This window comes from Enterobacter sp. Li2LvB3, from assembly GCF_056156645.1.
The window spans coordinates 90,302-115,760 of the sequence record NZ_JBSICG010000013.1; the positions used below are offsets into that span (position 1 = coordinate 90,302).

The following is a 25,459-nucleotide window of genomic DNA, read 5'->3' on the forward strand; positions in this document are numbered from 1 at the left end:
TTTCGCCACTTCATCACCGAATGCCTTGCCGCGCTCATTGCACCGCTTTTTCCCCCTTTTTTCAATTCTGGCACATCCCTTGCAATATCTCCTGCGTGTTAGCAGCGGCCATTACCGAATTCTGACTGGAGGGGATTTATGAAGCTGGTTACAGTTGTAATCAAACCATTCAAACTTGAAGACGTTCGTGAAGCATTGTCTTCCATGGGTATTCAGGGACTGACTGTCACCGAAGTGAAAGGCTTTGGTCGTCAGAAAGGTCATGCCGAGCTTTATCGTGGGGCGGAATACAGCGTTAACTTCCTGCCTAAAGTGAAGATTGATGTCGCAATTGCTGACGATCAGCTTGATGAAGTGATTGATGTCATTAGCAAAGCGGCCTACACCGGCAAGATTGGCGACGGCAAAATTTTCGTTGCCGAGTTGCAGCGCGTGATTCGTATCCGTACGGGCGAATCCGACGAAGCGGCATTGTAAGTAACTCCTGGCACACAGTGATAGGGATCGAGAAAATGAAGATAGCAACAATCAAAACGGGTCTGGGTTCGCTGGCACTGCTGCCAGGCCTGGCACTGGCTGCCCCTGCGGTGGCAGACAAAGCCGATAATGCCTTTATGATGATCTGCACCGCGCTGGTGCTGTTCATGACTATCCCAGGCATTGCGCTGTTCTACGGCGGCCTGATCCGCGGTAAAAACGTCCTCTCCATGCTGACGCAGGTTGCTGTGACGTTCGCACTGGTGTGTGTGCTGTGGGTGGTCTACGGTTACTCGCTGGCCTTCGGCGAAGGCAACGCTTTCTTCGGCAACCTCAACTGGGTGATGCTGAAAAATATCGAACTGACCGCGCTGATGGGTAGTTTCTATCAGTACATCCATGTTGCTTTCCAGGGCTCGTTCGCCTGTATCACCGTAGGCCTGATTGTTGGTGCGCTGGCTGAGCGTATTCGCTTCTCTGCGGTACTGATTTTCGTGGTTGTCTGGCTGACGCTCTCCTACGTGCCGATTGCGCATATGGTATGGGGCGGTGGTCTGCTGGCGACTCATGGTGCACTGGACTTCGCGGGCGGTACTGTTGTGCACATTAACGCCGCTGTTGCAGGTCTTGTCGGTGCATACCTGATTGGCAAACGTGTGGGCTTTGGCAAAGAAGCCTTCAAGCCACACAACCTGCCGATGGTGTTTACCGGTACGGCTATCCTCTACTTTGGCTGGTTCGGTTTCAACGCCGGTTCAGCAAGTGCTGCGAACGAAATCGCTGCGCTGGCCTTCGTGAATACCGTTATTGCCACGGCGGGTGCAATCCTCTCCTGGGTATTTGGTGAGTGGGCCGTTCGCGGTAAACCTTCTCTGCTGGGTGCATGTTCTGGTGCGATCGCCGGTCTGGTTGGTATCACCCCTGCGTGTGGTTATGTGGGTGTAGGTGGCGCGCTGCTTATTGGTCTGGTTGCTGGTCTGGCTGGCCTGTGGGGCGTGACTGCGCTGAAACGTGTTCTGCGTGTTGATGACCCTTGCGATGTGTTCGGTGTGCACGGCGTGTGCGGTATCATCGGTTGTATCATGACCGGTATTTTCGCGGCGAAATCTCTGGGTGGAGTGGGTTACGCAGAAGGCGTCACCATGGTTCACCAGGTGCTGGTACAGCTGGAAAGTATTGCCATCACTGTTGTCTGGTCTGCCGTTGTGGCCTTTATCGGCTACAAACTGGCTGACATGACCGTCGGTCTGCGTGTACCAGAAGAGCAGGAACGCGAAGGTCTGGACGTCAACAGCCACGGCGAGAATGCGTATAACGCTTAATAAACAGCAAAACGGCAACCTCAGGTTGCCGTTTTTAATGTTGATGCCCTCTCCCACCGGGAGAGGGCATCAGGCCGCACAAAATTACCCGCGATTACGCATTACCCCTTCCTGCACCGTTGATGCCACCAGAACACCATCCTGAGTATAAAACTCGCCGCGTACAAACCCGCGAGCGCTGGACGCCGACGTACTTTCCACGCTATAGAGCAACCAGTCATTCATATCGAACGGGCGGTGGAACCACATGGAGTGGTCAATTGTCGCAACCTGCATCCCTTTTTCCAGGAACCCAACGCCGTGTGGTTGCAGGGCAACCGGCAGGAAGTTGAAGTCGGAAGCGTATCCCAGCAGATACTGATGGACGCGGAAATCCTCCGGCACGGTGCCGTTGGCGCGGATCCACACCTGACGTTTTGGTGCAGCTACGTGGCCTTTCATCGGGTTATGGAACTCGACGGGGCGAATCTCCAGTGGCTTATCGCACAGGAATTTCTCTTTCACCTGCGGTGGTAGCAGGTGCGCCAGCGCACGCGCGATATCGGTTTCAGATTTAAGCTCTTCCGGCGATGGGGATGGCGGCATCACTTTTTGATGCTCATAACCCGGTTCAGGCGCCTGGAAAGAGGCCGTCATGTAAAAGATAGGTTTGCCATTCTGAATGGCAGCCACGCGACGGGCACTAAAACTGTTGCCGTCACGCAACACTTCAACGTCATAAACAATCGGTTTGGCGCTGTCGCCAGGGCGTAAGAAATAGCTGTGAAAAGAGTGCACCAGACGGTCTGCCGGGACGGTCTCTTTAGCGGCATATAACGCCTGTCCAACGACTTGCCCGCCGAAGACCTGGCGTAAGCCCAAATCTTCGCTCTGTCCACGAAAGAGTCCTTCCTCAATTTTTTCCAGGTTCAGTAATGTCAGCAGATTGTTCAGTGCTTGACTCATAGTTGTCCTCAATAAAACGCCGTGGCGAAAGATAAGCAGAGTATAACGCAGATTTGAAAGTGGTCCGATGGGTAGAATAATCTGAATATCGGCCTGAAATCAGGCATTAATCAGTGATTTGTGCCACACTTGTTACGTTATATAAATGTTAACGACATCGGGTGGGATCGATCCCGCTGGTGCATTGATGATAAGGAGACTTCAATGAAACTCGTGCACATAGTAAGTGGTTTAGCGATAGCGGTGGCACTGACTGCCTGCGCAGGTAAGCACGCCAGTACCCAGGCGCCAGCGCCGGATCCAAATACTGTTGACACGCTTTCGCAGCAGACTACTCAGCAGCCTAACGTTTCTGGTACGGTATGGATCCGTCAGAAAGTGGCTTTACCGCCAGACGCTGTGTTAACGGTCACCCTTTCGGATGCCTCTCTGGCTGATGCACCTGCCAAAGTGCTGTCGCAAAGAGCGGTGCGTACCATCGGTAAACAGGCTCCGTTCAGTTTCGTGTTGCCATACAACCCGGCTGACATCCAGCCTAATGCGCGGATATTGCTGAGTGCAGCAGTCACCGTTAACGGTAAGCTGATGTTTATCACTGATACGGTTCAGGAAGTGATTAACCACGGTGGGACAAAAGCCGATCTGAATCTGGTTGCGGTGCAGCAGACCGAAGTTCCTGTTTCAGCACAACCACCTGTTGCGGCTGAACCACCTGCCTTAATCCAGCAGTAATGACCTATGCCCTCTTCCCGGTGAAGAGGGCAGCTGTTTTAGTACACCCAGCGATATTTCTGTAAATCGATTTTCCCGCCCCCCGACACCTGTACGCCTTCAGCGAGCAATGCCTGTCGCTGGCGCTGTAAATCCGGGCCCGTCAGTGAGATTGTCCCGTGACGATTAACCACCCGATGCCAGGGCAGTGTGCTGCCTTCCGGTAAACGTTTTAATACGCCGCCTACCTGACGTGCCGCGCGGGGTGAGCCTGCCAGCCGGGCGACATCGCCATAAGTCGTTACATAGCCTTCGGGAATTGAGGCGATAATCTGCCAGACCCTGACAGGGAATGAGTCAGGTAACGGTTCGGGAATCGAATCGAAAGCGTCCATTGTGTTTACCAGACAAGAAAAACCACAGAATAAGCGACCCCCGGCGGATTGTGAAGGCGCAATGACTGTTGCTCAGGAGGGCTGCTGGACGGTGAATTCCAGTGCCAGGCCGATCACTTTTGTACTGCTGGCAGCGGGCTGTTCACGCATTGCCACCAGACTTTCCAGAAACTTCAGTTTTCTTGCCTGGGTATTGATGATGAGTTTGGCACGCAGGTCGGGCAGGGCCTGTGAACAGATTGGATAAATCACCCGTCCGGAAACGGCGACAGGAATTCTGCGCAGATTGACGCAACGCACCACGCCGACAGTGGAATAGAGCACGGCAACAGGCGTGACAAAAAGCATCGGCTGTTCACTGATGGTCACGAAATCCAGCAGCAATTCAGGACGCAGGTAATTCAGCCCTTTGTGGTGAAGGGTTACGCCATCGATGGCGGGCATAACGAGCGTCAGTGTCTGGGGTAATGTGCTAATCATGGATGTGCCCTGCAGGAATGAAACGCATTCGAACAGTGTGGCATGGGTGAGTGAATTTACTGCGAAGGGGCTCGCAATCTGTACTTATCAGGCTGTGCAGGCCGTTATCAGGTCTTAAGTTATGCCTCGGTTGTGCAATAAACCGTCATCCGAATGCCAGCGGCTTGCAATTGCCGGACAGCACAGGGATAATGCGCCAGCGCGTTGGTTAACAACGCTCTCAATGGGGGCTCTGTTGGTTCTCCCGCAACGCTACTCTGTTCACCAGGTCAGGTCCGGAAGGAAGCAGCCAGGGCAGACGACGTGTGTGCCGGGATGTAGCTGGCAGGGCCCCCACCCATTTGTGCTCTCCCCAGATTTTACCGCACCTCTTTCGTTCCCCAATCTTTGTGCTTGCTGATTTATTCCACAGGAATAAAAGACATTTAATTCAATATGTAATATATCATTCATCCAACTGAAATATTATTGTCATAAACATGTAATAATAGACTGTCATTTTATATTTGGGTGAATTTTTTCTGTCATAAGTAAAAAATATAAATCTGGATTACATTGTTAATTTCGTGTATTAAATAAAGGACTTATTCCGAAGGGATGAAACAATCATGGCTACTGCGGTATTAAACGTTAAGATTGATGAAGCGCTAAAAGAAAGACTTCGCCACTACGCAGAAGTGAATAATGAAAATTTAAGCGTGACCACAGAGAAACTGCTACAGCTGGCATTTGAAGCGGTAGAAGAGGTGGGAGTATCGGAAGAGGATATTGATAATCAGCATACGGAAGAAGAGAGTGTAACTCCTTTTACTCCTAAAGAAATCAAGGCTCTACGTAAACTTCTGAAGAAGAGAAAATGAAACAACAACTGTCAACCGCCAATGACTACAAAGAGGCCTGTGATTTGTTGCGTTCAGGCTATGTGAAGCATGTCCGTCTTGGCTGGAATGTAGGTAGTGATGAGTTCTTTCGAATTGCGTCTGACTGGTGTGATACCGGCGCAAAAATAAAGAAAGAAGGAGAAAACTTCGTTATTTCTCTTAAGGGTTTCCCTATTCCTCCTCAGCACTAAGTACCATTCTGTGAAAACTGCTGACTGCAATCATTTCAGTCAGCAGTTTTTATTCTTAATTTTGCTGTGAAATTATCTGTGATAATAATCACGGGTTATTATGTAACCAGCGTAAATTTCAACTCCAGATTTAATCCTCATCACATTAAACAATGCTCCTTTTTATGGCAGGAGCCGCGGTTTTATTCAATGCCGTCCACAGCGGCTTGATTCTCATCAGCGCGCTCTCAAGCTCTGCCGGGTCAAGCGTAAAGGGCATTCGTAAATAGCGGTCAAACGCCCCCGACAGGCCAAAGCGTGTTCCGGTGCCCAGATTGATCCCCAGTGTTTCTGCCCGCGCGGCAAGCTGTGTTGCCTGCATTCCTGGTAGCTCCACCCAGTAAGAAAGCCCGCCTTCCGCGTCGTTGAAAGTCCATTCCGGGAAATGCTCGCGCAGCAATTCACTGCACCGCTTGCGGCGTTCGGCCAGCATTTGCCGCCGGGCCGGCAAAAACGTGTCGCTGTTTTCGATAAGCCACAGGGTTGCCAGTTGTTCCAGCACCGGTGAACCTAAATCCAGGGTATCGCGTGTCTGGGCGAGAGTGGCAATGGTCCGCGAAGACGCGCGGATCCAGCCCAGACGCAGGCCCCCCCAAAAACTTTTTCCTGCCGAGCCCAGGGTGATCACCGTTGCCTCTGGGTTAAATGAGGCCAGCGGCGGAGGCGGTGGAGAATCAAACCAGAGATCCACCATGGTTTCATCAACCACCAGCGTGGTGCGGGTCTGTGCGGCAATGTCAGTTATCGCTTTGCGGGTCGGGATGTCCATACAGCGCCCTGTCGGGTTATGGAAGTCCGGCATCAGGTAAGCCAGCCGTGGCGCGGTTTGTGCAAGCGTTGCGGCAAAACCGTCGGTATCCCAGCCCGTTTGTGGCAGGGAGACGCCTACCGGCCGACAAAGTGCCCCCTGGATAGCGGCGATGGCCAGCGGGTAGGTTGGATGATCAACCACGACGCGGTCGCCGGGGCCTGTCATCATGCGTAACACCAGCGCAAAGGCACTGACCGCACCGTTGACGACCATCACTTCGTCTGCACGGGTTGCCAGCCCGCGTGCGGTATAGCGTGCGGCAATGGCTTCCCGCAGGGCCAGCAATCCGGACTGATCGTAACCCGTTAGCGAGAGATACTGCGTAATGGCAGATAGCGCGTACGTATAGGCCTGGTGAATTTCCGGCCCGGCGTTGAGTGCCGCAGTGGAAAGATCCAGTGCTACGCTTGCCGCTGAGAGGGTGGGTACAGCCCGGGAATCAGGCAGGATCACCCGTGATCCACTGCCATGACGGCTCTCCAGATAGCCTTCGTCTCGCAGGCGGGCTAATGCGCTGCTGATGGTTGTACGGCTGACGTCCAGCGCGGAGGCCAGTTCACGCTCGCCCGGTAAACGGGTGTTGAGCGCCAGTCGACCATCAAGAATGAGCAGGCGTAAGGCATCTGCCAGCTGTCGCCAGAGCGGTGTACGGGATGTGGTTTGCTGCCAGTGGCCTAACAAGCGTACCAGTGACTGACTACCAAAACGACGAGATGACATATGCAGTCCACTATTTGAAAACTGGACATTAATCATAAGACCATTTTCGCCGAAGATGAAAGTCTGGTTCTTCGGGGAAGATAAAAATGTTACGTCGTCTGGTACAACTTTATGTCGGATTAGGGCTGTATGGCCTTTCAACCGCAATGTTTATTCGTTCCGATCTGGGTGTCGATCCGTGGGACGTATTTCATCTTGGGGTGGCAATTCAGTTGGGGTTGAGCATTGGCACGGTGATTATTTTAATCGGCGCTGCGGTGCTGCTGCTATGGGTTCCGCTGCGCCAGTGGCCTGGGCTTGGCACGATAAGTAACGTCATTTGTATTGGTCTGGCTGCCGATGCCACGATGGCGCTGATCCCTGAGCTGACCTCACTGCCCCTGCGAATTGCTCTGCTGGTGGCGGGCATTATAGTTAATGCGATAGCGACAGGGATGTATATTGGTGCCGGTTTTGGGCCAGGCCCACGCGATGGCCTGATGACAGGCATTCATGCCCGACTGGGTTGGTCTATCCGCAGTGTGCGTACGTCCATCGAGGTAGCGGTGTTGCTGATTGGCATCATGCTTGGCGGGTCGTTCGGTGTCGGTACGGTGCTGTATGCATTAACCATTGGCCCGCTGATCCAGATCTGCTTGCCCTGGTTTCGCCAGAAGCCGCAAGTGCAAAAGATACCTCAGCCTGAGCAAGTTGTTTAATTATGCGAAGCGCTCACAAGTATTAACGGCGTGGCTGTGACAGAATAGCGGCATCTCTTGTCGCGATGTCAAAATGCATGAAAGCTATCACTCTTTATGACGTAGCCCTCCTCGCAGGGGTTTCTTATCAGACCGTTTCCCGCGTGATTAATGATGCGGAGCATGTCTCCGCCCGCACGCGGGAAAAGGTGCAGCAAGCCATGGCGGAACTGAACTATGTTCCCAATCGCGGCGCACAACAGCTGGCGGGTAAACGCACCCGGACGCTGGGTCTGATTACGACCGATCTGGCACTTCATGCCCCTTCGCAAATTGCTTCTGCGGTAAAAACCCGCGCGGTGGAGAAGGGGGCGAGTGTGCTGATTTCTATGGTGGAACACCCACAACGCTGCCAGGCAGCAGTTCAGGAACTTCTGGCACAACGTGTTGAAGGGCTGCTGGTGAACGTGCCGCTGGAAGATGCTGAAGCCGAACAGCTAAAGGCACTGGCATCACCCGTGCCGGTGCTGTTTTTGGATGTTTCACCCTCAGCGCAGGTCAATAGCCTGGTCTTTGATGCGGCCCAGGGAGCGCAGCTGGGGGCTGAACATCTTATCTCGTTGGGTCATCAGCGGGTTGCCCTGCTGAATGGGCCTGAAAGCTCTGTCTCTGCCAGAGCCCGCCGGGCCGGGTGGCTGGCTTCTCTGGCACAAGCCGGGCTTGAACCTGCCGGCGTAGTTTTCGGTGACTGGAGCGCCGCTTCCGGTTACGAAAAGGGTCATCAGCTTTTATCGGGCCCGGAGCTGCCGGAGGCTATTCTGGTGGCAAACGATCAGATGGCGTTAGGGGTTATGCGTGCCTGCGCGGAAAAAGGGATTGCTGTGCCTGGGCAGATATCCGTTGTGGGTTTTGATGACACAACCGATAGCGCCTGGTTTTCTCCGCCACTGACCACGGTTCGCCAGGCATTTCGTGAGGCGGGCGAGCGCAGCGTTGAGTGGCTGCTGACCGCGTCTTCCAAAAACGAATGCTGGCAAGCACAACTTCCGGTGACTCTTATTACCCGTCACTCCAGCGCCCGCCGTACGTCACAGCAGGCGGATCGTGAAGAACTTGCCCGGCAGCTGAAAACACTGGCGCTCTTAGCTGAACAATTAGCACGCGGATAAGACTTTTGTGATCTGACTCGCTTCGCCGCGATCGGACGCTTTACCGCAGGGTTTTGCCAGGGCATGTTGACATAAATTGTGAGCGCTTCGCATTGAGGGTAATATGTCAAATACATCGCCGCTGACACTCAGCGCACTTCTGGCTCGTCGGGACTGGGAAAATCCTGGTGTTACACAGTGGAACCGGCTGGCGGCCCATGCGCCGTTTCACAGCTGGCGTGATGAACAACACGCCAGAGATGACTGGCAACCCCTTAATAAGCGTTCTCTTAACGGGGAGTGGCGCTTCAATTTTTATGCCTTCCCAGAGCGCGTTCCGCAAGGATGGGTAGAAGAAGACTGTGACGGCTCAGTTCCGATGCCTGTGCCGTCAAACTGGCAGATGCGGGGTTTCGATACTCCCATCTATACCAATGTTACTTATCCTTTTGCCGTTAACCCGCCCTTTGTTCCGCAAGAAAACCCGACCGGTTGTTACTCGCTCACATTTGAGGTGGATGATGCATGGCTGCTGAGCGGGCAAACCCGCATTATTTTTGATGGGGTGAATTCGGCTTTTCATCTGTGGTGTAACGGCCACTGGATTGGCTATTCACAGGACAGCCGTCTGCCCGCAGAATTTGATCTCTCGGCAGTGCTTCGCCCGGGCCTGAACCGCGTGGCAGTAATGGTGCTGCGCTGGTGCGACGGGAGCTATCTTGAAGATCAGGATATGTGGCGGATGAGCGGCATCTTCCGCGATGTGTCGTTGCTGCATAAACCGGAAACGCAGATTGCGGATTACCACGTTGTCACCGAATTAAATACCGAATTAGACCGGGCGCTGCTCAGGGTGGACGTTGCATTGGCGGGGAGCCAATACGCTGAGTGTGATGTGGCGCTTACCCTGTGGCGAAACGGTGAGCCGTGCGCCAGGGCAACCCAGCGTCCTGGCTCTGAGATTGTGGATGAGCGCGGCAACTGGGCCGAGCGCTTAACGGTATCTATGCCTGTTGTGGCACCTGAATTATGGAGCGCCGAAATTCCGGCGCTGTATCGCCTGACGATTTCACTGAGGGATGCGCAGGGGCGGGTCATCGAGTGCGAGGCCTGTGACGTGGGCTTCCGTCGTGTAGAGATACGCAACGGCCTGCTTAAACTCAATGGCAAACCGCTACTGATCCGCGGCGCTAACCGCCATGAACATCACCCTGAAAACGGGCAGGTGATGGATGAAGTCACCATGCGCCGCGACATCGAGTTGCTGAAGCAGCACAACTTTAACGCGGTGCGCTGTTCGCATTATCCCAACCATCCGCTGTGGTACACGCTTTGCGATCGCTACGGCCTGTACGTGGTAGATGAAGCCAACATTGAAACGCACGGCATGGTGCCGATGAGTCGTCTGGCTGACGATCCGCGCTGGTTGCCAGCCATGAGCGAACGCGTAACCCGTATGGTGCTGCGCGACCGTAATCATCCGTCAATTATTATCTGGTCACTCGGGAATGAATCTGGCCACGGTGCTAACCACGATGCGCTCTACCGCTGGCTGAAAACCACCGACCCGACTCGTCCGGTGCAATACGAAGGCGGTGGTGCAAATACCGCCGCAACCGACATTGTGTGCCCGATGTATGCGCGTGTTGATCAGGATCAGCCGTTCCCGGCCGTACCAAAATGGTCAATCAAGAAATGGATCGGGATGCCGGATGAAACGCGTCCGCTGATCTTGTGTGAATACGCTCATGCGATGGGCAACAGTTTCGGTGGCTTTGCAAAATACTGGCAGGCGTTTCGCAGCCATCCGCGTTTGCAGGGCGGGTTCGTCTGGGACTGGGTTGACCAGGCGCTGACGAAGAAAGACGAAAACGGCAATACGTTCTGGGCGTATGGCGGTGATTTTGGTGATAAACCGAATGACCGACAGTTTTGCCTGAACGGACTGGTGTTCCCTGACCGCACGCCACACCCTGCACTGTATGAAGCCCAGCGCGCGCAGCAATTCTTCACCTTTAGCCTGGTCAGTACCTCGCCACTGGTGATTGAGATTAAAAGTGACTACCTGTTCCGCACCACCGATAACGAACAGCTGAAATGGACGATTACCCGGGGTGAAAATGTACTGGGAGCGGGCGACATCACCCTGAACATGGCTCCGCAGGGAATACAGCGCGTAGAGTTCGCCCTACCAGCGCTACAGGCTGCGCCGGGCGATGTCTGGTTAAATGTAGAGGTGTATCAAACCCAAAGCACGCCGTGGTCATCGGCACATCATTGCTGCGCCTGGGAGCAGTGGCCACTTCCCGCACCATTGTATGTGGCACCAGCCCCGCAGCCGGGTGTGACGCCGTTATTAACGGTGAAAGAGACGGTGCTGGACATTACCCATCAGCAGCAGCGCTGGCACTTTGACCGTGTTTCAGGGGATCTGACGCAGTGGTGGAATGAAGGGGTTGAAACCCTGCTCTCCCCGCTAAAGGATAACTTTACCCGCGCGCCGCTGGATAATGATATTGGCGTGAGTGAGGCAACCCGCATTGATCCTAATGCCTGGGTCGAACGCTGGAAAGCGGCGGGCATGTATGATTTGTCTGCCCGGTTATTGCAGTGTGACGGTGAACAGCATAGCGGCGATGTTGTTGTCAGCACCCTTCATGCCTGGGAACACCAGGGGAAAACGCTGTTCCTCAGCCGGAAAACCTGGCGGGTTGATAGCAACGGGGTATTGCACGGTGATGTGCTGGTGCAGGTTGCATCAGATATTCCTGAGCCTGCGCGTATCGGGCTGGATTGTCAGCTTGCCCAAACGCCAGAAATCGTTAGCTGGCAGGGGCTTGGGCCGCACGAAAACTACCCGGACCGAAAACTGGCGGCGCAACAGGGGCGCTGGGAATTACCGCTTGATGCCCTGCAAACTCCTTACATTTTCCCGACGGAGAATGGCCTGCGTTGCGATACCCGCGCGCTTGAATTTGGCGCTCATCAGTTCACCGGAGATTTCCACTTCTCCCTGAGCCGGTACAGCCAGCGCCAGCTGCGTGATACCACACATCAGCATCTGTTGAGGGAAGAGCCGGGCTGCTGGTTAAATCTGGATGCCTTCCACATGGGCGTGGGGGGTGATGATTCGTGGAGTCCGAGCGTGTCACCAGAATTTATCCTGCAAAACCGCCAGCTGCGCTACTCCTTTAGCTGGCAGCAAAAGACCCAGTAACACAAAAGATGCGGCCACGGTTTGTGGCCGCCTGGCTCAGGCGAGGATCCCGGTTAACCCGTGGATGCTCATATACATTCCCACCACTGTTATCAGTGCCGCTGAGATCCACGGCGCTTTGCGTGAAAATTCACTGAATCCCGGCCAGCGTTTGGTGGCATGTTTAAGGCTCAGGGCGGCAATTGCACCTGAGGCAACCAGCGTTAACGCCAGACCAATACTGAAACTAAACACTAGCGTGGCGCCCAGCGCAAAATGCTTCAGTTGCAGGCAGATCAGCAGCACCGTAATGGAGGCCGGGCAGGGGATGAGTCCGCCAGTCAACCCGAACATGGCGATTTGCCCTGTCGTGACAGTCTGCCCCTTAAAACGGCGGTTGATGTCCTGGGCATGGGCGCGCTGGTGGGCGTCTTGCCACTCCTCATCAACCAGTTGATGTGTATGATCGTGGTGATCATGATGGTGGTCATGGTCATGGTCATGGTCATGGTCATGGTCATGGTGGTGATCGTGATGATGATGTTCGTGGTGGTGATCGTGTGGCTGGCTCTCTTTCCAGGTTCGCCATGCCATCCATAACGCGATCAGAATAATCATCACGCCTGAAATCAGCTGGAACCAGGGTTCAGAGGTATTTGCATCCCAGCCTCGGCCAAACCATAAGCCTGCCATCGCAATGATCCAGACTACCGCTGTATGGGAAAACGTTGCCGCCAGTCCCAGCAGGATCGCCTGTTTTAGCGTACCGCGGATCGCCACAATAAACGCGGCCATCATCGTTTTTGAGTGCCCTGGTTCCAGGCCATGCAGCGCACCCAGCAAAATTGCGCTCGGCACAAAAAGCCACGCGTTGCCTTGTTGCAGGAGTGAAGTGAAATCGTTCATTAAGAATACCGGGGAAGAAAACGTGTGCTGATACTACTCCCCCCCAGTAGGGTAATACTACCCCCCAGTAGAAAAATACTCAGGGGGAGTAGAGCATGTTATGCTTCAGTGGCAAAAAATGAGGGAGAGTGAGATGTCACATACGGTTCGCCATAAGAAGATGTTATTGACCCGCCTGAAGAAAATTCAGGGGCAAAGTACCGCGCTGGAAAAAATGCTCAACAGCGATCATGAGTGTGCTGAGGTGCTTCAGCAACTGGCGGCGATCCGCGGTGCGGTGAACGGCATGATGATGCAGGTGATCGAAGGGCACTTAACCGATCATGTGGTGAAAGAGCCCGAAGAAAATCAGCGCGAGGCCGATCTTGGCGTAGTTTTGCAGGTGATGAAATCCTATCTCAAATAGTGCGTGTTCCTCACGATTTTGTGAGGTTGTTTTCAGCCCAGAGTATAAATTCCAGTTTCGGTAGCGCCTTACTGTAAAACCACCCCTGCCCGAACTGAACGCCGTGGCTGTGCAGCCACGTGAGCTGCCCCTGCGTTTCAATACCTTCCGCCACCATCGCCAGATCAAGAGATTTCGCCATTTCAATGATGTGCGGCGTCACGTTTTTGTATTCCAGCGCATCGACGAAGGATTTATCAATTTTGAGCGTATCGACATCCAGATCCTGAAGATAGCTGAGGCTGGAATAGCCGGTCCCAAAATCGTCAATGTAGATCGCGTGCCCGGCGCGACGGAATGCCGCAATGGCCGGCGCGCTGATTTTCGGATCGGCAAAGCCGCGCTCGGTCACTTCAAGAGCAATTTGCTGCGGGTGAACCTGCCAGTGGTTTAGCAGCCGGCTTAACAGTGGCGGCAGTTTACCGGATGTTAAATCGGCGGGGGCAAGGTTTACTGAGATATGCAGATCGGGATGCTGCTGTAACCAGCTTCCCATATCCTCGAAAACTTTCTCGAAAACCAACTGGGTTAATTGCGAAATAAGCCCGGTTTGTTCGGCCAGTGGTACAAAAATATCGGGTGAAAGGTGGGTTCCGTCCGGCTGTGGCCAGCGAGTCAGCGCCTCGGCGCCAACCAGTTTTCCACTGCCTAATGCGATTATCGGCTGATAGTGAACGACAAACTCACGGCTGTTAATGGCATCAAGCAGGCGATTTCTCGGCGACTGGATCCGGCGCAAGATACGCAGCACAAAAAGCGCTGCGATAAGGCTCACCAGAATGCCAAAAGGAAGCCAGAACAGAAGCTGCTGATGCCAGCTTTCATCGAGTGGTTTTAGCGTGGCCCAGGCGACAATGGTAAAGCCCAGATCGGGGACTGGCTTCGCGACATACATCGCGCCTTTGTACTGCAAATGCGTCACGCCTCTGTTTTCCAGGAGTTCATGGACATGGGGATCAAGCGTGCTGCTGCTGGCGAAAACACTGTTTCTGGCATGGCCTATGAGTGCGGCATCAACAGGGAGTGCGCCAAATGGAATAACATCGACCAGCGAGGCGGGATCGACCATAACCAGGTAATGCCCGTGTCCCAACGCGGCCATGTAGCGATTAATTCCAAGATCGTTTTGCCGGGTCAACCATGCGTTATAGCCATCAGCAGTGATTCGCATCGGCGGCGGTAACGAAGAAGCGTAACTGGCTTGCTCAAGGGAAGAGCATAGTGGTTTCAGGTTATCGAGATACATCACTTCCTGGATGTAACGTGCAGAAAACGCTACCCGACGCATTTCGCGCATTTGCAGCGGACTACAGGGAACACCTTCGAAATTCTCTAACTGCTTAAGCGCATCCTTGGCTTGCTGAACAACCCTTTCCGTGCGGACCAGCACGCGTGATGAATAGCTGTCCAGCGCGTTGATAAATTCATGTTCCGCCTGGCGGTGGGCCAGCCAGACGCTGAGACAAATGGGAACGAGCACGGAAAAGATCAGAATACCAGTCACCAGGCTGACCAAATGTCGGGTTCTCATGCTGCTGTTTCCTTTCTCAGATGCCCGCTTCCGGGACACAGAGCCTACTCGCCAGAGGATAATATTTTATCGTGAAATGATATAGTTATAGCACGTGATGGGATGGGATTTCAGTCCAATGAAGGTGAATCAGAAAAAAACATTGCCAGGATGAAGCATTGCGCGGGGTTGTTTTTGCAGCATGACTCGGATAGTATTTTGTTATGTTATAACAAAACATAAAGAGTCTACGATGAAACCAGATATCCACCCAGCCTATCGCACTGTCGTTTTCCACGACACCAGTGCCAATGAATATTTTAAAGTCGGTTCGACTATCAAAACTGACCGCGAAATCGAACTCGATGGTGAAACATTCCCGTATATCACCATCGAGGTATCGTCAAAATCGCATCCGTATTACACCGGTAAGCAGAAGTCATTCTCAACCGAAGGCAGTGCGGCACGTTTCCGCCAGCGCTTTGGTGGCTTTCTTAGCGCTAAACGAGGCTAATCATGCAGGTACTTAACTCACTACGCAGTGCAAAACAGCGCCATCCCGATTGTCAGATAGTCAAACGCAAAGGGCGCCTGTACGTCATTTGTAAGTCCAACCCGCGTTTTAAAGCGGTGCAGGGACGTAAGAAAAAGCGTTAAAAACGTGTTTCGCGCCAACTTTCCAGGGATCTTATCTGCTTGCCATCGGCCGTAAAATTGTCGGTGGCAAGCCAGTTCTGAAAGGCGCAGTCCAGGGCCTGCCACTCTTTATCAATGATGGAAAACCAGTCGGTATCACGGTTATGGCCTTTCACCACCAGCGCCTGACGAAAACGACCTTCATACTGGAATCCCAGACGCAGCGCGGCACGACGTGAAGGTTCGTTCAGGCTATTGCATTTCCACTCGTAACGGCGGTATCCCAGCCCGTCAAACACGTAACGCATCAGCAGGTATTGTGCTTCTGTGGACAACGGCGTGCGGCTCATAAGCGGTGAAAAATGCACATGCCCGACTTCCACAACACCATTCTTAGGATCAATACGCATCAGGGCCAGAGAGCCCACCGGCGACTGCGTTTGATTGTCGATAACGGCGAAATGAATAGGGTCAGATAACACACATACGCTGGCAATCCACTGAGAATACTCAGCAACTGTTGCATCGGGTTCACGTAATAACCAGGTCCAGCTACGGGTATCTTCAGCCTGCTGATAGGCGGCAAACAGCGCCGAGGCGTGCTCCACACGTAGCGGCTCAAGGCGGCAGTAACGGCCATTAAGTTCCACCCTGGCCGGATGCTGACGTGGCTGCCAGTCGACAAGTTCTTCCCCGATGGGTTGCCCAAACTGATTGAATGTATTCATGTTAATTTCCGTGGCGGTGTAAAGACATTCAGGTTAGGGAATAACTGGTTCCTTAAAAAGAACCACCAGGATATGTTTTGTTGGTACCACGGAGGAAAGATGAATATACCCGGCGATGAATTCTATACCCTGATTCTGGATACGCTGAAAAAGCGTGGGGCAGAAACGCTGCAACGTGCCCTCTATCTTGCTTTGCGGGAGGCTATTTTGCACGGACGGCTGCAGGCGGAATCGCGATTGCCAGGCTCTCGTGTCATTGCGCGACAGCTCGGCCTTTCGCGCAACACGGTGAATGCCGCACTGGAGCAGCTCACGCTTGAAGGCTATTTGCGGCGAAACCGGCAGGGTACGCGGGTTGCACAGCTTGCAAAGCGTAATATTGCCCATCCATCACCTGAGCCTGCTGTCACGCTCGCAAAACGCGTTGCATTACTGCCTGCGCCTACGCCACGGGGAACGCCGGTTCCGGCCTTTACCCCGGGCACACCCGCGATTAACTATTTTCCACTGCCGTTATGGCGGCGTTTATACGACAGGGTATTGCGGGAAGAGGGCAGTGCCCTGTTGGGCTATGGCGCCCCGGAAGGGGAGTTGTCTTTGCGAGAGGCTATTGCCCGGCACCTTGCGTTATCGCGCGGGATCACCTGTGATGCCAGCCAGATTGTTATAACCGAAGGCGCGCTCGAAGGCGTAAATCTTTGTACGTTGCTTCTGAGCGAACCCGGGGATATCGCCTGGATTGAAGATCCCGGTTATGCAGGGGCAAAAAGTGCGTTCGCCAAAACGGGGCTCACGGTGGTCGGGATGCCCGTTGATGATGAAGGTATGTGCTGGGAGCAGCAGCAGTCAGACGCACCTTCACTCATTTTTACCTCACCCTCACACCAGTTTCCTTATGGTAGTGTGCTCAGCGCCCGTCGGCGTCTGGCGCTGCTGGAGCTGGCTCAGGCGCAAAAAGCGTGGATTGTGGAAGATGACTATGACAGCGAATTTCGCTACAGCGGTGAACCGGTTCCGGCTATGTCAGGAATGATAAAGCACGCGCCGGTGGTCTATCTGGGAACCTTCAGCAAAACGCTTTTTCCCTCGCTTCGAATTGGTTTTATGGTGTTACCACCTGCGCTGGCGAAGGCGGCGCAGCCGGCAATCGGCGCATTATTGCGTGGCGGGCATCGCGCAGAACAGCGCACCCTGGCGTTGTTTATTGAAGAGGGGCATTATGCGCGGCACCTTGCGGCAATGCGTCGACTTTATCGCAAGCGATACAGACAGTTACGTGAGGTACTAAGCACGGAGCTTCATGTTGAACACCGCGTTCTGGCCGGTGAGGGCGGAATGCATCTGACGGTGGCCATTGACGGGATTGATGATAAAGCCATTGTGCAGCAGGCAAGAGCTTTTCAGCTGGCACCTGCTGCATTGAGCGGATACTACCTTGATACTCATCAGGGGCAAACCGGCCTGGTATTAGGGTACGGCAATACTTCCGCTTCTCAGTTCACATCCGGTATCCGGCGTTTACAAAACCTCATTACGCTGCAACAGGGCGGGATAGCGTAAAGACATCGTAGAACGAAAGCTCACCTTTGGTGGAGATCATTTTTTGCAGTTTCTCTTTTTCCCCGGCGTTTACGTCGGGTGAGTGGAGAATGCTGTCGATGAGCTCAGAGGGCACAAAGCGGGTGTTGTACCATTCGCCGTTATAGCAGACGCGAAAATCGAGAACGTCGATATCTTCGTAACGATAACGAGGATTAACGTCGAAGAAGAAGAACGCGTTAAACACCACAAACAACACAACCAGAAGCCAGACGGAATCCACCAGGGTTTCGGAACGCAGCATCACAATCAGCGTGGCAAGCCAGGCGGCGTACATCGCAACAAACAGACCTGGGTGTTTACGAATAAAGCTAATGCTAAAGCGCGGGCGATTATCACGCTTTTCGCGAATATTCAGGTCGTCGATGGTAGCGGTGAGCAGGCGCTGTATCTCTGTCATTTTTTGCCTTCATGAATTTTGAAAATACAGGGGATCTGCCTAGTTTAGTGGAGCGGATGGGGTGAAAAAAGTAACAGTTATGCGCTGAAAGATCATAACAGTTACCCGGCATACGCTTACAGCATTTTGATGATTTTGGCGGGATTACCGCCGACTACCGCATTGGCGGGGACATCTTTCGTGACAACGGCCCCGGACGCCACCACAACATTATCACCAATAGTCACGCCTGGGTTAATGACCGCACGCCCGCCGATCCAGACGTTATTACCGATTGTCACAGGCTTACCGTATTCAACACCGCTGTTGCGTTCGCTGGCATCCAGCGGATGTGTTGCCGTATAGATATGAACGCCCGGCGCGAGCATACAGTTATCACCAATATGGATTGGGCAGACGTCGAGCATAACGCAATCAAAATTAGCGTAAAACGCCGCGCCGAGGTAGATATTGTAGCCGTAATCACAGCGGAAACTTGGCTCAATATAGGCCCCTTCGCTTTGCCCCAGCAATTCAGCAAGGATGGACTGGCGTTCAGGTTTGTCGTCTGGCGACGTGTGGTTGTATCGATGAACCAGTAGGCGGGCACGCAAGCGGTCGGCCCGTAATGTATCGTCACCCGGACGGTAGTGTTCGCCTGCAATCATCTTTTGCTTTTCTTCACTCATGGGAGCCTCACTGGAAAATTGATCACCTATAAGGTAATGGTCATAAACCGGAAAGGGAACGTTCCCGAAAGTGGGGTGTGATTACAGTCACAACATTGTTGTGAATGAGCACATTGGTTAAGGGGACCTGTCTGGCTCACAGGGTTCGCAACGCGAAAGGTGAATTCAGCTTAGGAAGTGGTGTTCAGTCTCAATGGTCAACATTCGTGATTAACGGACAAACTTCCATACAGAAGAAGGAATTTTGTCATACAGCTTATTCATGGTGAGTTCTGCAAGACGGTGGTCAGCCGCTGAATAAAATACAGCCAGTTCATTATCAGGAAGCTCGTATTTATTTTTTTCAATAACACGTTCGAGCGTGTCTATTGACTGACAACGTCGCAAACGCAGCAAATAATCGATTTTGGTTAATGGTTTATCAGACATAAATTCACCTTAGTCATTGTAATAATTTTAACAGGATAGGCTAACAGGGTTAGCTCTGCTCACGTTGACGAAACAGCGGAATAAGCGGTTTCCCGATTTACGCCATTTTTGCAAATCCTGTGCGTTAATGCCGTAGCTGCTGAACAACATAAAGGTGTCATCCAGGTATTCGTCAATTTGCTCAATCAGTTTATTATCTTCATTGTACTTAATTTTATAATTAAGTGCGAAGGTCGCTATATGCTCTATCAACTCATTTAACTGTAAATTGATGGCAGACGTTGGATCATTCACCCAGCCGTGGTTACTTTCATCAAGATTGGCAAGGCAGTCATGGTACAAGGATTCGCAGAGAAATTTCAACTGCGCGATATCATGCCTTTTTGGCGAGTACTCGTCCATAGCGCATCCCCTTCTGAGTGATTTCTTACTCACCGAACATCATTGTCGGGATGGATACAACATACTTAGCCGCAACGTGCTGTGTTCCTGATAACTCTAACTATAAGCCACTCCTTTCAAGATTTCACCGCGCTATTACGAAAAATTACAATTAAAAATCAGGTTTTCGAGCGTGCGCGCAATAGCAAGGTTTATGTGCGGCGTTTTTAACTTTATCAGCGCTTATTTTTTACCGCATCCTTATGATTCATTGGGTTAGCATTTACCTTCAAATGAAGTCCAGATTCAGACTTTTTGCACTTTTGTGCGCTGTATTAGGATTATTCCTAATAATCTACGAAGAGAAATGAAATTAAAAAAACCATAAGTTCGTCGATTAAGTTAACGGTTAAATATGATATGTCTTATTAAGATGGCAGAAAATAAATAATCCGACAATAAGCGTAATTTATGATTTTTCGTGTGAAATGAAAAAGGCCGCTAATGCGGCCTTTTTATCGGTTGAAACCGGTATCAGTGGTGTTCTACTGAGTGACTATGCTCAATATCTTCATTCTTACGGCTGAAGCGGCGACGAACCACCACGAAGAACACCGGTACGAAGAAGATAGCGAGAACGGTCGCGGTGACCATACCGCCCATTACACCTGTACCTACTGCGTTCTGCGCACCGGAGCCAGCACCAGAGCTGATAACCAGCGGCATAACGCCGAGGATAAACGCCAGAGACGTCATCAGGATTGGGCGCAGACGCATACGAACCGCGTCAAGCGTCGCCTCAATCAGGCCTTTGCCTTCTTTCTCCATCAGATCTTTGGCGAATTCCACGATAAGAATCGCGTTCTTCGCCGACAAGCCAATGGTTGTCAGCAGGCCCACCTGGAAGTAAACGTCGTTTGTCAGACCACGGAACGTTGCGGCAAGCAGTGCGCCGATAACCCCCAGTGGAACAACCAACATAACGGAGAACGGAATCGACCAGCTCTCATACAGCGCTGCCAGACACAAGAACACGACAATCAGTGAAATTGCGTACAGGGCAGGGGCCTGGTTACCGGACAGACGTTCCTGATAGGACATCCCCGTCCAGTCATAACCAATACCCGAAGGCAGCTTGCTGGCCAGTTGCTCCATCATTGCCATCGCTTCACCGGTACTCTTGCCTTCAGCTGCCTGACCGAGGATTTCCATCGATGGCAGACCGTTGTAACGCTCCAGACGTGGTGAACCGTATTCCCAGTGTGACGTAGAGAAGGCGGCGAAGGGTACCATCTGGCCGTTAGTGCCACGTACGTACCAGTTATTGATATCGTTCGGCAACATACGGTATTGCGCTTCAGACATGACGTACACTTTCTTCACACGACCACGGTCGATGAAGTCGTTGACGTAGCTTCCGCCCCAGGCAGCACCCAGCGTGGTATTGATGTCACTAATGGAAACACCCAACGCCTGCGCTTTCTCCTGATCGATATCGACCTTGAACTGCGGTGTATCTTCCAGACCGTTCGGACGCACACCGACCAGCAGATCAGGATGTTTAGCAATTTCACCAAACAGCTGGTTACGTGCCTGCGTCAGTTTTTCATGACCCAGACCACCCTGGTCAATCAACTGGAAGTCAAAGCCGGTAGCCGTACCCAGTTCAACAATCGCCGGCAGGTTAAAGGCGAAGACCATCGCATCTTTAATCTGCGAGAATGTCCCCATTGCACGACCAGTGATGGCTTCAACCTTGTTCTCCTTGCCCGGACGTTCTGACCAGTCTTTCAGAGAAACGAAGGCGATACCGGTGTTCTGACCACGACCCGCAAAGCCAAAGCCGTTAACCGCAAACACAGACTCAACGTTGTCTTTCTCTTTGGTGAGGTAGTAATCGGTCACTTCATCCAGCACTTTCTGAGTACGCTCTTGCGATGCACCCGCCGGAAGCTGCGCCATTGTCAGGAACACACCCTGGTCTTCATCTGGCAGGAACGAGCTTGGCAGACGAACAAACAGATAAGCCATGCCCACCACGATGATGATATACAGCACCAGGTAACGACCGGTACTGCGCAGAATGTTACCTACGCTGTCGGTGTAGTGGTGCGTGCTTTTATCAAACATGCGGTTAAACCAGCCGAAGAACCCTTTATGCTCGCCATGGCCGCCTTTCTGAATGGGCTTCAACATGGTGGCACAGAGAGCTGGCGTCAGAATCAACGCCACCAGTACTGACAGCGCCATCGCAGAAACGATGGTGATGGAGAACTGACGGTAGATAGCACCGGTGGAGCCACCGAAGAAGGCCATCGGGATAAATACCGCAGACAGCACCATCGCGATACCGACCAACGCGCCCTGGATTTGGCCCATTGATTTACGGGTTGCTTCCTTCGGCGGCAGACCTTCCTCTGCCATTACACGCTCGACGTTCTCTACCACGACAATGGCATCATCCACCAGCAAGCCGATGGCTAGCACCATCCCGAACATCGTTAGGGTGTTTATCGAGTAGCCAAATATCGACAGGATCGCAAAGGTCCCGAGCAAGACAACCGGCACGGCGATGGTTGGGATCAGCGTTGCGCGGAAGTTTTGCAGGAACAGGTACATCACCAGGAAGACCAGGATGATCGCCTCGACCAGCGTTTTAACCACTTCGTGAATCGAGATTTTTACGAACGGCGTGGTGTCATACGGGTAAACGATCTTCAGACCTGACGGGAAGTACGGCTCCATCTTCTTCAGTTCTGCACGGATAGCTGTCGCTGTGTCCAGGGCGTTTGCACCGGTAGCCAGTTTAATACCCAGACCAGAAGCCGGTTTACCGTTAAACTTCGCCACGATGTCGTAGTTTTCGCCACCCAGTTCGACTTTCGCTACGTCACGCAGGCGAACCTGTGAACCATCCTGATTCACTTTCAGCAGAATTTTGCTGAATTCTTCCGCAGAGGTCAGTCGCGTTTGCGCGATGATAGATGCGTTAAGTTGCTGGCCTTTCACCGGTGGCGTACCACCTAACTGACCGGCTGCAACCTGGGCGTTCTGCGCTTTAATGGCGCTGATAACGTCTACAGGCGTTAACTGGAAGTTATTCAGTTTATTCGGGTCCATCCAGATACGCATTGCGTACTGAGAACCGAACAGCTGAACGTCACCCACACCAGAAGTACGGCTGATAGCATCCTTCATGTTGGCGCCCACGTAGTCGGAGATATCCTCCTGGGTCATGGTGCCGTTGGTGTTGATAACGCCGACAACCATCAGGAAGCTACTGGACGATTTCTCGACGCTCACGCCCTGCTGTTGTACTTCCTGTGGCAGCAGCGGCATAGCCAGCTGCAATTTGTTCTGTACCTGAACCTGCGCGATATCAGCATCAGTACCTGACTGGAAGGTCAGGGTGATTTGAACCGTACCGGTTGAGTCACTGTTTGAGGACATGTACATCAGGTTATCGATACCGTTCATATTCTGTTCGATAACCTGAGTAACGGTGTCCTGCACCGTTTTTGCATCAGCCCCAGGGTAGGTTGCGGTGATCGAAACGGCTGGTGGCGCAATCGTTGGATATTGCGCGACCGGCAGCTTCAGGATCGCCAGACCCCCTGCAAGCATGATGATTATGGCAATCACCCACGCAAATATGGGGCGATCGATAAAGAAATTAGGCATGTCTTAACGGCTCCTGTTTAAGTTAAGACTTGGTTTGTTCTGACTGACCGTCGGCTGCGGCTTTTTGTTGAGTGTCAGAAGCGACTTCCTGTGCTTTTACCTGTGCGCCAGGACGTACTTTTTGCAAACCAGTGACAATCACGCGATCGCCATCTTTCAGACCTTCCGTCACCAGCCATTTGTCGCCAATCGCCTGCGTTGCAGTGATATTGCGCGTTTCGACTTTGTCATCTGCACCCACAACCAGCGCGCTCGCATCGCCACGCGGCGTACGGGTCACACCCTGCTGAGGAACCAGAATTGCGGTTGGGTTAGTCCCTTCTTCCAGACGTGCGCGAACGAACATACCCGGTAAAAGGGTGTGGTCAGGGTTCGGGAAAATGGCACGCAGGGTGATGGAACCGGTGGTCTGATCAACGGTTACGTCGGAAAACTCAAGTGTACCCGCCTGTGGGAATTTAACGCCGTCACTGGTGACCAGCTCTACTTTCGCCTTACCGTTTTCCTGCTTCAGGGTGCCGTTTGCCAGCTCTTGTTTAAGACGCAGGAAATCGTTACTGGATTGGGTAACGTCAACGTAGATAGGATCAAGCTGCTGCACGGTGGCCAGCGCAGTGGTTTGCCCGTTCTGGACCAGCGCACCTTCCGTAACGGAAGACTTACCAATACGACCGCTAATAGGGGAGGTCACTTTGGTATAAGCCAGGTTGATACGTGCAGTTTCAACGGCAGCTTTAGCCGCGACGACGGCTGCATTGTTCTGTTGTGCATCGGCCAGGGCAGTATCGTAATCCTGTTGACTAATGTACTGAGTACCAAGCAGTTTTTTGTAACGATTCAGCGTCAGTTGCGAAATTTTCGCTGCGGCTTCGGCTTTCGCCAGATCGCCTTTCGCGCTTTCGTAAGCGGCCTGATAGGTAGCCGGATCAATCTGATACAGAGAAACACCTGCTTCAACGTCACCACCTTCGGTGAAGTTGCGTTTCAGGATGATACCGCTCACCTGAGGACGAACTTCGGCAACGCGGTAAGCGTTGGTACGACCGGGCAATTCTGTTGTTATCTGGAGAGGTTCGGACTTGAGCGTCACCACACCCACTTCTGGTGTCTGATGAGCGCCTTGTTGAGCCTGTTTCTCGTCACATCCTGTTAGCGCTAAGCTGCCTGAGAGCATCAGAACGACCGCCAGAGGCGTTAACCCTCTGTTTTTGTTCATATGTAAACCTCGAGTGTCCGATTTCAAATTGATCAAGGGTCCTAAGTCTAAAAACCCATTGCTGCGTTTATATTATCGTCATGCTATGGTACATACATTCATAAATGTATGTAAATCTGACTCCTGTAAATTCACTGACGCATGGCACGAAAAACCAAACAACAAGCGCTGGAAACTCGTCAACACATACTTGATGTGGCTATGCGTTTGTTCTCTCAGCAAGGTGTGTCTTCAACCTCACTGGCTCAGATTGCTCAGGCCGCTGGGGTGACACGGGGAGCGATTTACTGGCATTTTAAAGACAAGTCAGATCTGTTCAGCGAAATCTGGGAGCTTTCAGAATCCAGCATTAGTGATCTAGAGACTGAGTATCGGGCAAAATTCCCCGACGATCCACTCTCAGTATTGAGAGAAATTTTAGTATATATCCTTGAAGCAACAGTCGTTGAAGAACGCCGCCGGTTAATGATGGAAATTATCTTCCACAAGTGCGAATTCGTTGGCGAAATGGCGGTTGTTCAGCAGGCGCAACGAAGTCTGAGTCTGGAAAGCTATGACCGTATAGAATATACGCTAAATCAATGTATTCAGGCAAAAATGTTACCTGCCGATTTGCTGACCCGCCGGGCAGCTATCCTGATGCGCGCCTACATTTCGGGCCTGATGGAAAACTGGCTTTTCTCTCCCCAGTCATTTGATTTGAAAAAAGAAGCGCGCGATTACGTCGTGATTTTCCTGGAGATGTGCCAGCTTAGCCCAACGCTTCGCGGTGAAACAACGTCCCTGCCGGCTTAAGCCATTCCAGGAATTCTCTCAGAGGTTACGGTTCGCGCTATTCTGCAAAACGCGGGCGTGATATCCTGCACG

26 protein-coding genes and 1 other RNA gene are annotated in these 25,459 nt (G+C 52.5%); 14 read left to right on the forward strand and 13 right to left on the reverse strand.

The genetic code is table 11. The annotated features are described in order from the left end of the window. Window positions 1–138 precede the first annotated feature (138 nt). Together glnK and amtB are read left to right on the forward strand one after the other, a co-directional pair. Window positions 139–477, forward strand: coding sequence for a P-II family nitrogen regulator (glnK, locus tag ACS603_RS12565; RefSeq protein ID WP_008503304.1), 339 nt, complete (start codon window positions 139–141; stop codon window positions 475–477). A gap of 35 nt (window positions 478–512) precedes the next feature. Then, a complete protein-coding gene (gene amtB / locus ACS603_RS12570; protein ID WP_182059843.1) occupies window positions 513–1,799 on the forward strand; it encodes an ammonium transporter AmtB in 1,287 nt (428 codons plus the stop codon). Between the two features lie 84 nt (window positions 1,800–1,883). On the opposite strand, the gene tesB is transcribed toward amtB, so the two are convergent. Next, on the reverse strand, window positions 1,884–2,744 hold the full coding sequence (tesB, locus tag ACS603_RS12575) for an acyl-CoA thioesterase II (protein WP_182059844.1): 861 nt from the start codon (window positions 2,742–2,744) through the stop codon (window positions 1,884–1,886). Window positions 2,745–2,948: 204 nt separating this feature from the next. On the opposite strand from tesB, the gene ACS603_RS12580 reads away from it, so the two are divergent. Next, window positions 2,949–3,476, forward strand: coding sequence for a YbaY family lipoprotein (locus ACS603_RS12580; RefSeq protein WP_182059845.1), 528 nt, complete (start codon window positions 2,949–2,951; stop codon window positions 3,474–3,476). 38 nt (window positions 3,477–3,514) lie between these two features. Here ACS603_RS12580 and ACS603_RS12585 read toward each other — a convergent pair whose 3' ends face one another. After that, window positions 3,515–3,850 (reverse strand): MGMT family protein, encoded by a 336-nt coding sequence (locus tag ACS603_RS12585; protein ID WP_182059846.1) that lies wholly within the window; start codon window positions 3,848–3,850, stop codon window positions 3,515–3,517. A 72-nt stretch (window positions 3,851–3,922) separates the two neighbouring features. Continuing rightward, window positions 3,923–4,330 carry a dTDP-glucose pyrophosphorylase gene (locus ACS603_RS12590; protein WP_182059847.1) on the reverse strand — a complete coding sequence of 136 codons (408 nt, stop codon included), beginning with the start codon at window positions 4,328–4,330 and terminating at the stop codon, window positions 3,923–3,925. A 233-nt stretch (window positions 4,331–4,563) separates the two neighbouring features. Here ACS603_RS12590 and ffs point away from each other — a divergent pair. The 3 genes from ffs (at window position 4,564) to ACS603_RS12605 (ending at window position 5,402) form a co-directional block, all read left to right on the forward strand. After that, an RNA gene (gene ffs / locus ACS603_RS12595) (signal recognition particle sRNA small type) lies at window positions 4,564–4,660 on the forward strand. Window positions 4,661–4,938: 278 nt separating this feature from the next. Further along, window positions 4,939–5,190: a hypothetical protein gene (locus tag ACS603_RS12600; protein WP_014069143.1), complete on the forward strand. Its 252-nt coding sequence runs from the start codon at window positions 4,939–4,941 to the stop codon at window positions 5,188–5,190. Further along, window positions 5,187–5,402, forward strand: a complete 216-nt coding sequence (locus ACS603_RS12605; RefSeq protein ID WP_014069144.1) for a hypothetical protein — start codon at window positions 5,187–5,189, stop codon at window positions 5,400–5,402. Before ACS603_RS12600 ends, ACS603_RS12605 begins: the two co-directional genes overlap by 4 nt. A gap of 145 nt (window positions 5,403–5,547) precedes the next feature. On the opposite strand, the gene yczR is transcribed toward ACS603_RS12605, so the two are convergent. Beyond that, the gene (gene yczR / locus ACS603_RS12610; RefSeq protein WP_474944371.1) at window positions 5,548–6,972 is read right to left on the reverse strand and encodes a MocR-like transcription factor YczR; all 1,425 of its coding nucleotides are present in this window, start codon (window positions 6,970–6,972) and stop codon (window positions 5,548–5,550) included. A gap of 86 nt (window positions 6,973–7,058) precedes the next feature. Here yczR and yczE point away from each other — a divergent pair, with 86 nt between their 5' ends. The 3 genes from yczE (at window position 7,059) to ACS603_RS12625 (ending at window position 12,014) form a co-directional block, all read left to right on the forward strand. After that, a complete protein-coding gene (gene yczE / locus ACS603_RS12615; protein ID WP_182059849.1) occupies window positions 7,059–7,670 on the forward strand; it encodes a membrane protein YczE in 612 nt (203 codons plus the stop codon). A 77-nt stretch (window positions 7,671–7,747) separates the two neighbouring features. Next, on the forward strand, window positions 7,748–8,818 hold the full coding sequence (locus tag ACS603_RS12620; RefSeq protein ID WP_182059850.1) for a LacI family DNA-binding transcriptional regulator: 1,071 nt from the start codon (window positions 7,748–7,750) through the stop codon (window positions 8,816–8,818). Window positions 8,819–8,921: 103 nt separating this feature from the next. Next, window positions 8,922–12,014 carry a beta-galactosidase gene (locus ACS603_RS12625; RefSeq protein WP_474944372.1) on the forward strand — a complete coding sequence of 1,031 codons (3,093 nt, stop codon included), beginning with the start codon at window positions 8,922–8,924 and terminating at the stop codon, window positions 12,012–12,014. Between the two features lie 36 nt (window positions 12,015–12,050). Here ACS603_RS12625 and ACS603_RS12630 read toward each other — a convergent pair whose 3' ends face one another. Next, window positions 12,051–12,899 (reverse strand): nickel/cobalt efflux protein RcnA, encoded by an 849-nt coding sequence (locus ACS603_RS12630; RefSeq protein ID WP_474944373.1) that lies wholly within the window; start codon window positions 12,897–12,899, stop codon window positions 12,051–12,053. A gap of 133 nt (window positions 12,900–13,032) precedes the next feature. Between ACS603_RS12630 and ACS603_RS12635 the strand changes: the two genes are divergently transcribed. After that, window positions 13,033–13,305 (forward strand): metal/formaldehyde-sensitive transcriptional repressor, encoded by a 273-nt coding sequence (locus ACS603_RS12635; protein ID WP_182059853.1) that lies wholly within the window; start codon window positions 13,033–13,035, stop codon window positions 13,303–13,305. Window positions 13,306–13,315: 10 nt separating this feature from the next. Here the strand turns inward: ACS603_RS12635 and ACS603_RS12640 are convergent, their stop codons facing one another. Further along, window positions 13,316–14,875, reverse strand: a complete 1,560-nt coding sequence (locus ACS603_RS12640) for an EAL domain-containing protein (RefSeq protein WP_474944374.1) — start codon at window positions 14,873–14,875, stop codon at window positions 13,316–13,318. Window positions 14,876–15,107: 232 nt separating this feature from the next. Here ACS603_RS12640 and ACS603_RS12645 point away from each other — a divergent pair, with 232 nt between their 5' ends. Beyond that, window positions 15,108–15,368, forward strand: a complete 261-nt coding sequence (locus tag ACS603_RS12645) for a type B 50S ribosomal protein L31 (protein ID WP_182059855.1) — start codon at window positions 15,108–15,110, stop codon at window positions 15,366–15,368. 2 nt (window positions 15,369–15,370) lie between these two features. Further along, the gene (gene ykgO / locus ACS603_RS12650; protein ID WP_006818844.1) at window positions 15,371–15,511 is read left to right on the forward strand and encodes a type B 50S ribosomal protein L36; all 141 of its coding nucleotides are present in this window, start codon (window positions 15,371–15,373) and stop codon (window positions 15,509–15,511) included. Here ykgO and ACS603_RS12655 read toward each other — a convergent pair. Beyond that, complete coding sequence (locus ACS603_RS12655; RefSeq protein WP_182059856.1) at window positions 15,508–16,218, reverse strand: GNAT family N-acetyltransferase; 711 nt, start codon at window positions 16,216–16,218, stop codon at window positions 15,508–15,510. The two genes, ykgO and ACS603_RS12655, sit on opposite strands and share 4 nt — an antisense overlap. A 99-nt stretch (window positions 16,219–16,317) precedes the next feature. On the opposite strand from ACS603_RS12655, the gene pdxR reads away from it, so the two are divergent. Then, window positions 16,318–17,778, forward strand: coding sequence for a MocR-like pyridoxine biosynthesis transcription factor PdxR (gene pdxR / locus ACS603_RS12660; protein WP_182059857.1), 1,461 nt, complete (start codon window positions 16,318–16,320; stop codon window positions 17,776–17,778). Here pdxR and ACS603_RS12665 read toward each other — a convergent pair. The 6 genes from ACS603_RS12665 to acrA form a co-directional block, all read right to left on the reverse strand. Next, the gene (locus tag ACS603_RS12665; RefSeq protein ID WP_182059858.1) at window positions 17,750–18,217 is read right to left on the reverse strand and encodes a YlaC family protein; all 468 of its coding nucleotides are present in this window, start codon (window positions 18,215–18,217) and stop codon (window positions 17,750–17,752) included. The two genes, pdxR and ACS603_RS12665, sit on opposite strands and share 29 nt — an antisense overlap. A 116-nt stretch (window positions 18,218–18,333) precedes the next feature. Then, on the reverse strand, window positions 18,334–18,885 hold the full coding sequence (maa, locus tag ACS603_RS12670; RefSeq protein WP_182059859.1) for a maltose O-acetyltransferase: 552 nt from the start codon (window positions 18,883–18,885) through the stop codon (window positions 18,334–18,336). A 210-nt stretch (window positions 18,886–19,095) separates the two neighbouring features. After that, window positions 19,096–19,314, reverse strand: a complete 219-nt coding sequence (locus ACS603_RS12675) for an HHA domain-containing protein (RefSeq protein WP_182059860.1) — start codon at window positions 19,312–19,314, stop codon at window positions 19,096–19,098. A gap of 27 nt (window positions 19,315–19,341) precedes the next feature. Beyond that, the gene (gene tomB / locus ACS603_RS12680; protein WP_008499288.1) at window positions 19,342–19,716 is read right to left on the reverse strand and encodes an Hha toxicity modulator TomB; all 375 of its coding nucleotides are present in this window, start codon (window positions 19,714–19,716) and stop codon (window positions 19,342–19,344) included. Between the two features lie 513 nt (window positions 19,717–20,229). Beyond that, window positions 20,230–23,376: a multidrug efflux RND transporter permease subunit AcrB gene (gene acrB / locus ACS603_RS12685; RefSeq protein ID WP_182059861.1), complete on the reverse strand. Its 3,147-nt coding sequence runs from the start codon at window positions 23,374–23,376 to the stop codon at window positions 20,230–20,232. A gap of 22 nt (window positions 23,377–23,398) precedes the next feature. Further along, complete coding sequence (acrA, locus tag ACS603_RS12690; RefSeq protein ID WP_182059862.1) at window positions 23,399–24,592, reverse strand: multidrug efflux RND transporter periplasmic adaptor subunit AcrA; 1,194 nt, start codon at window positions 24,590–24,592, stop codon at window positions 23,399–23,401. Window positions 24,593–24,733: 141 nt separating this feature from the next. Between acrA and acrR the strand changes: the two genes are divergently transcribed. Continuing rightward, window positions 24,734–25,387: a multidrug efflux transporter transcriptional repressor AcrR gene (gene acrR / locus ACS603_RS12695; RefSeq protein ID WP_474944375.1), complete on the forward strand. Its 654-nt coding sequence runs from the start codon at window positions 24,734–24,736 to the stop codon at window positions 25,385–25,387. The last annotated feature ends 72 nt before the right edge of the window (window positions 25,388–25,459 follow it).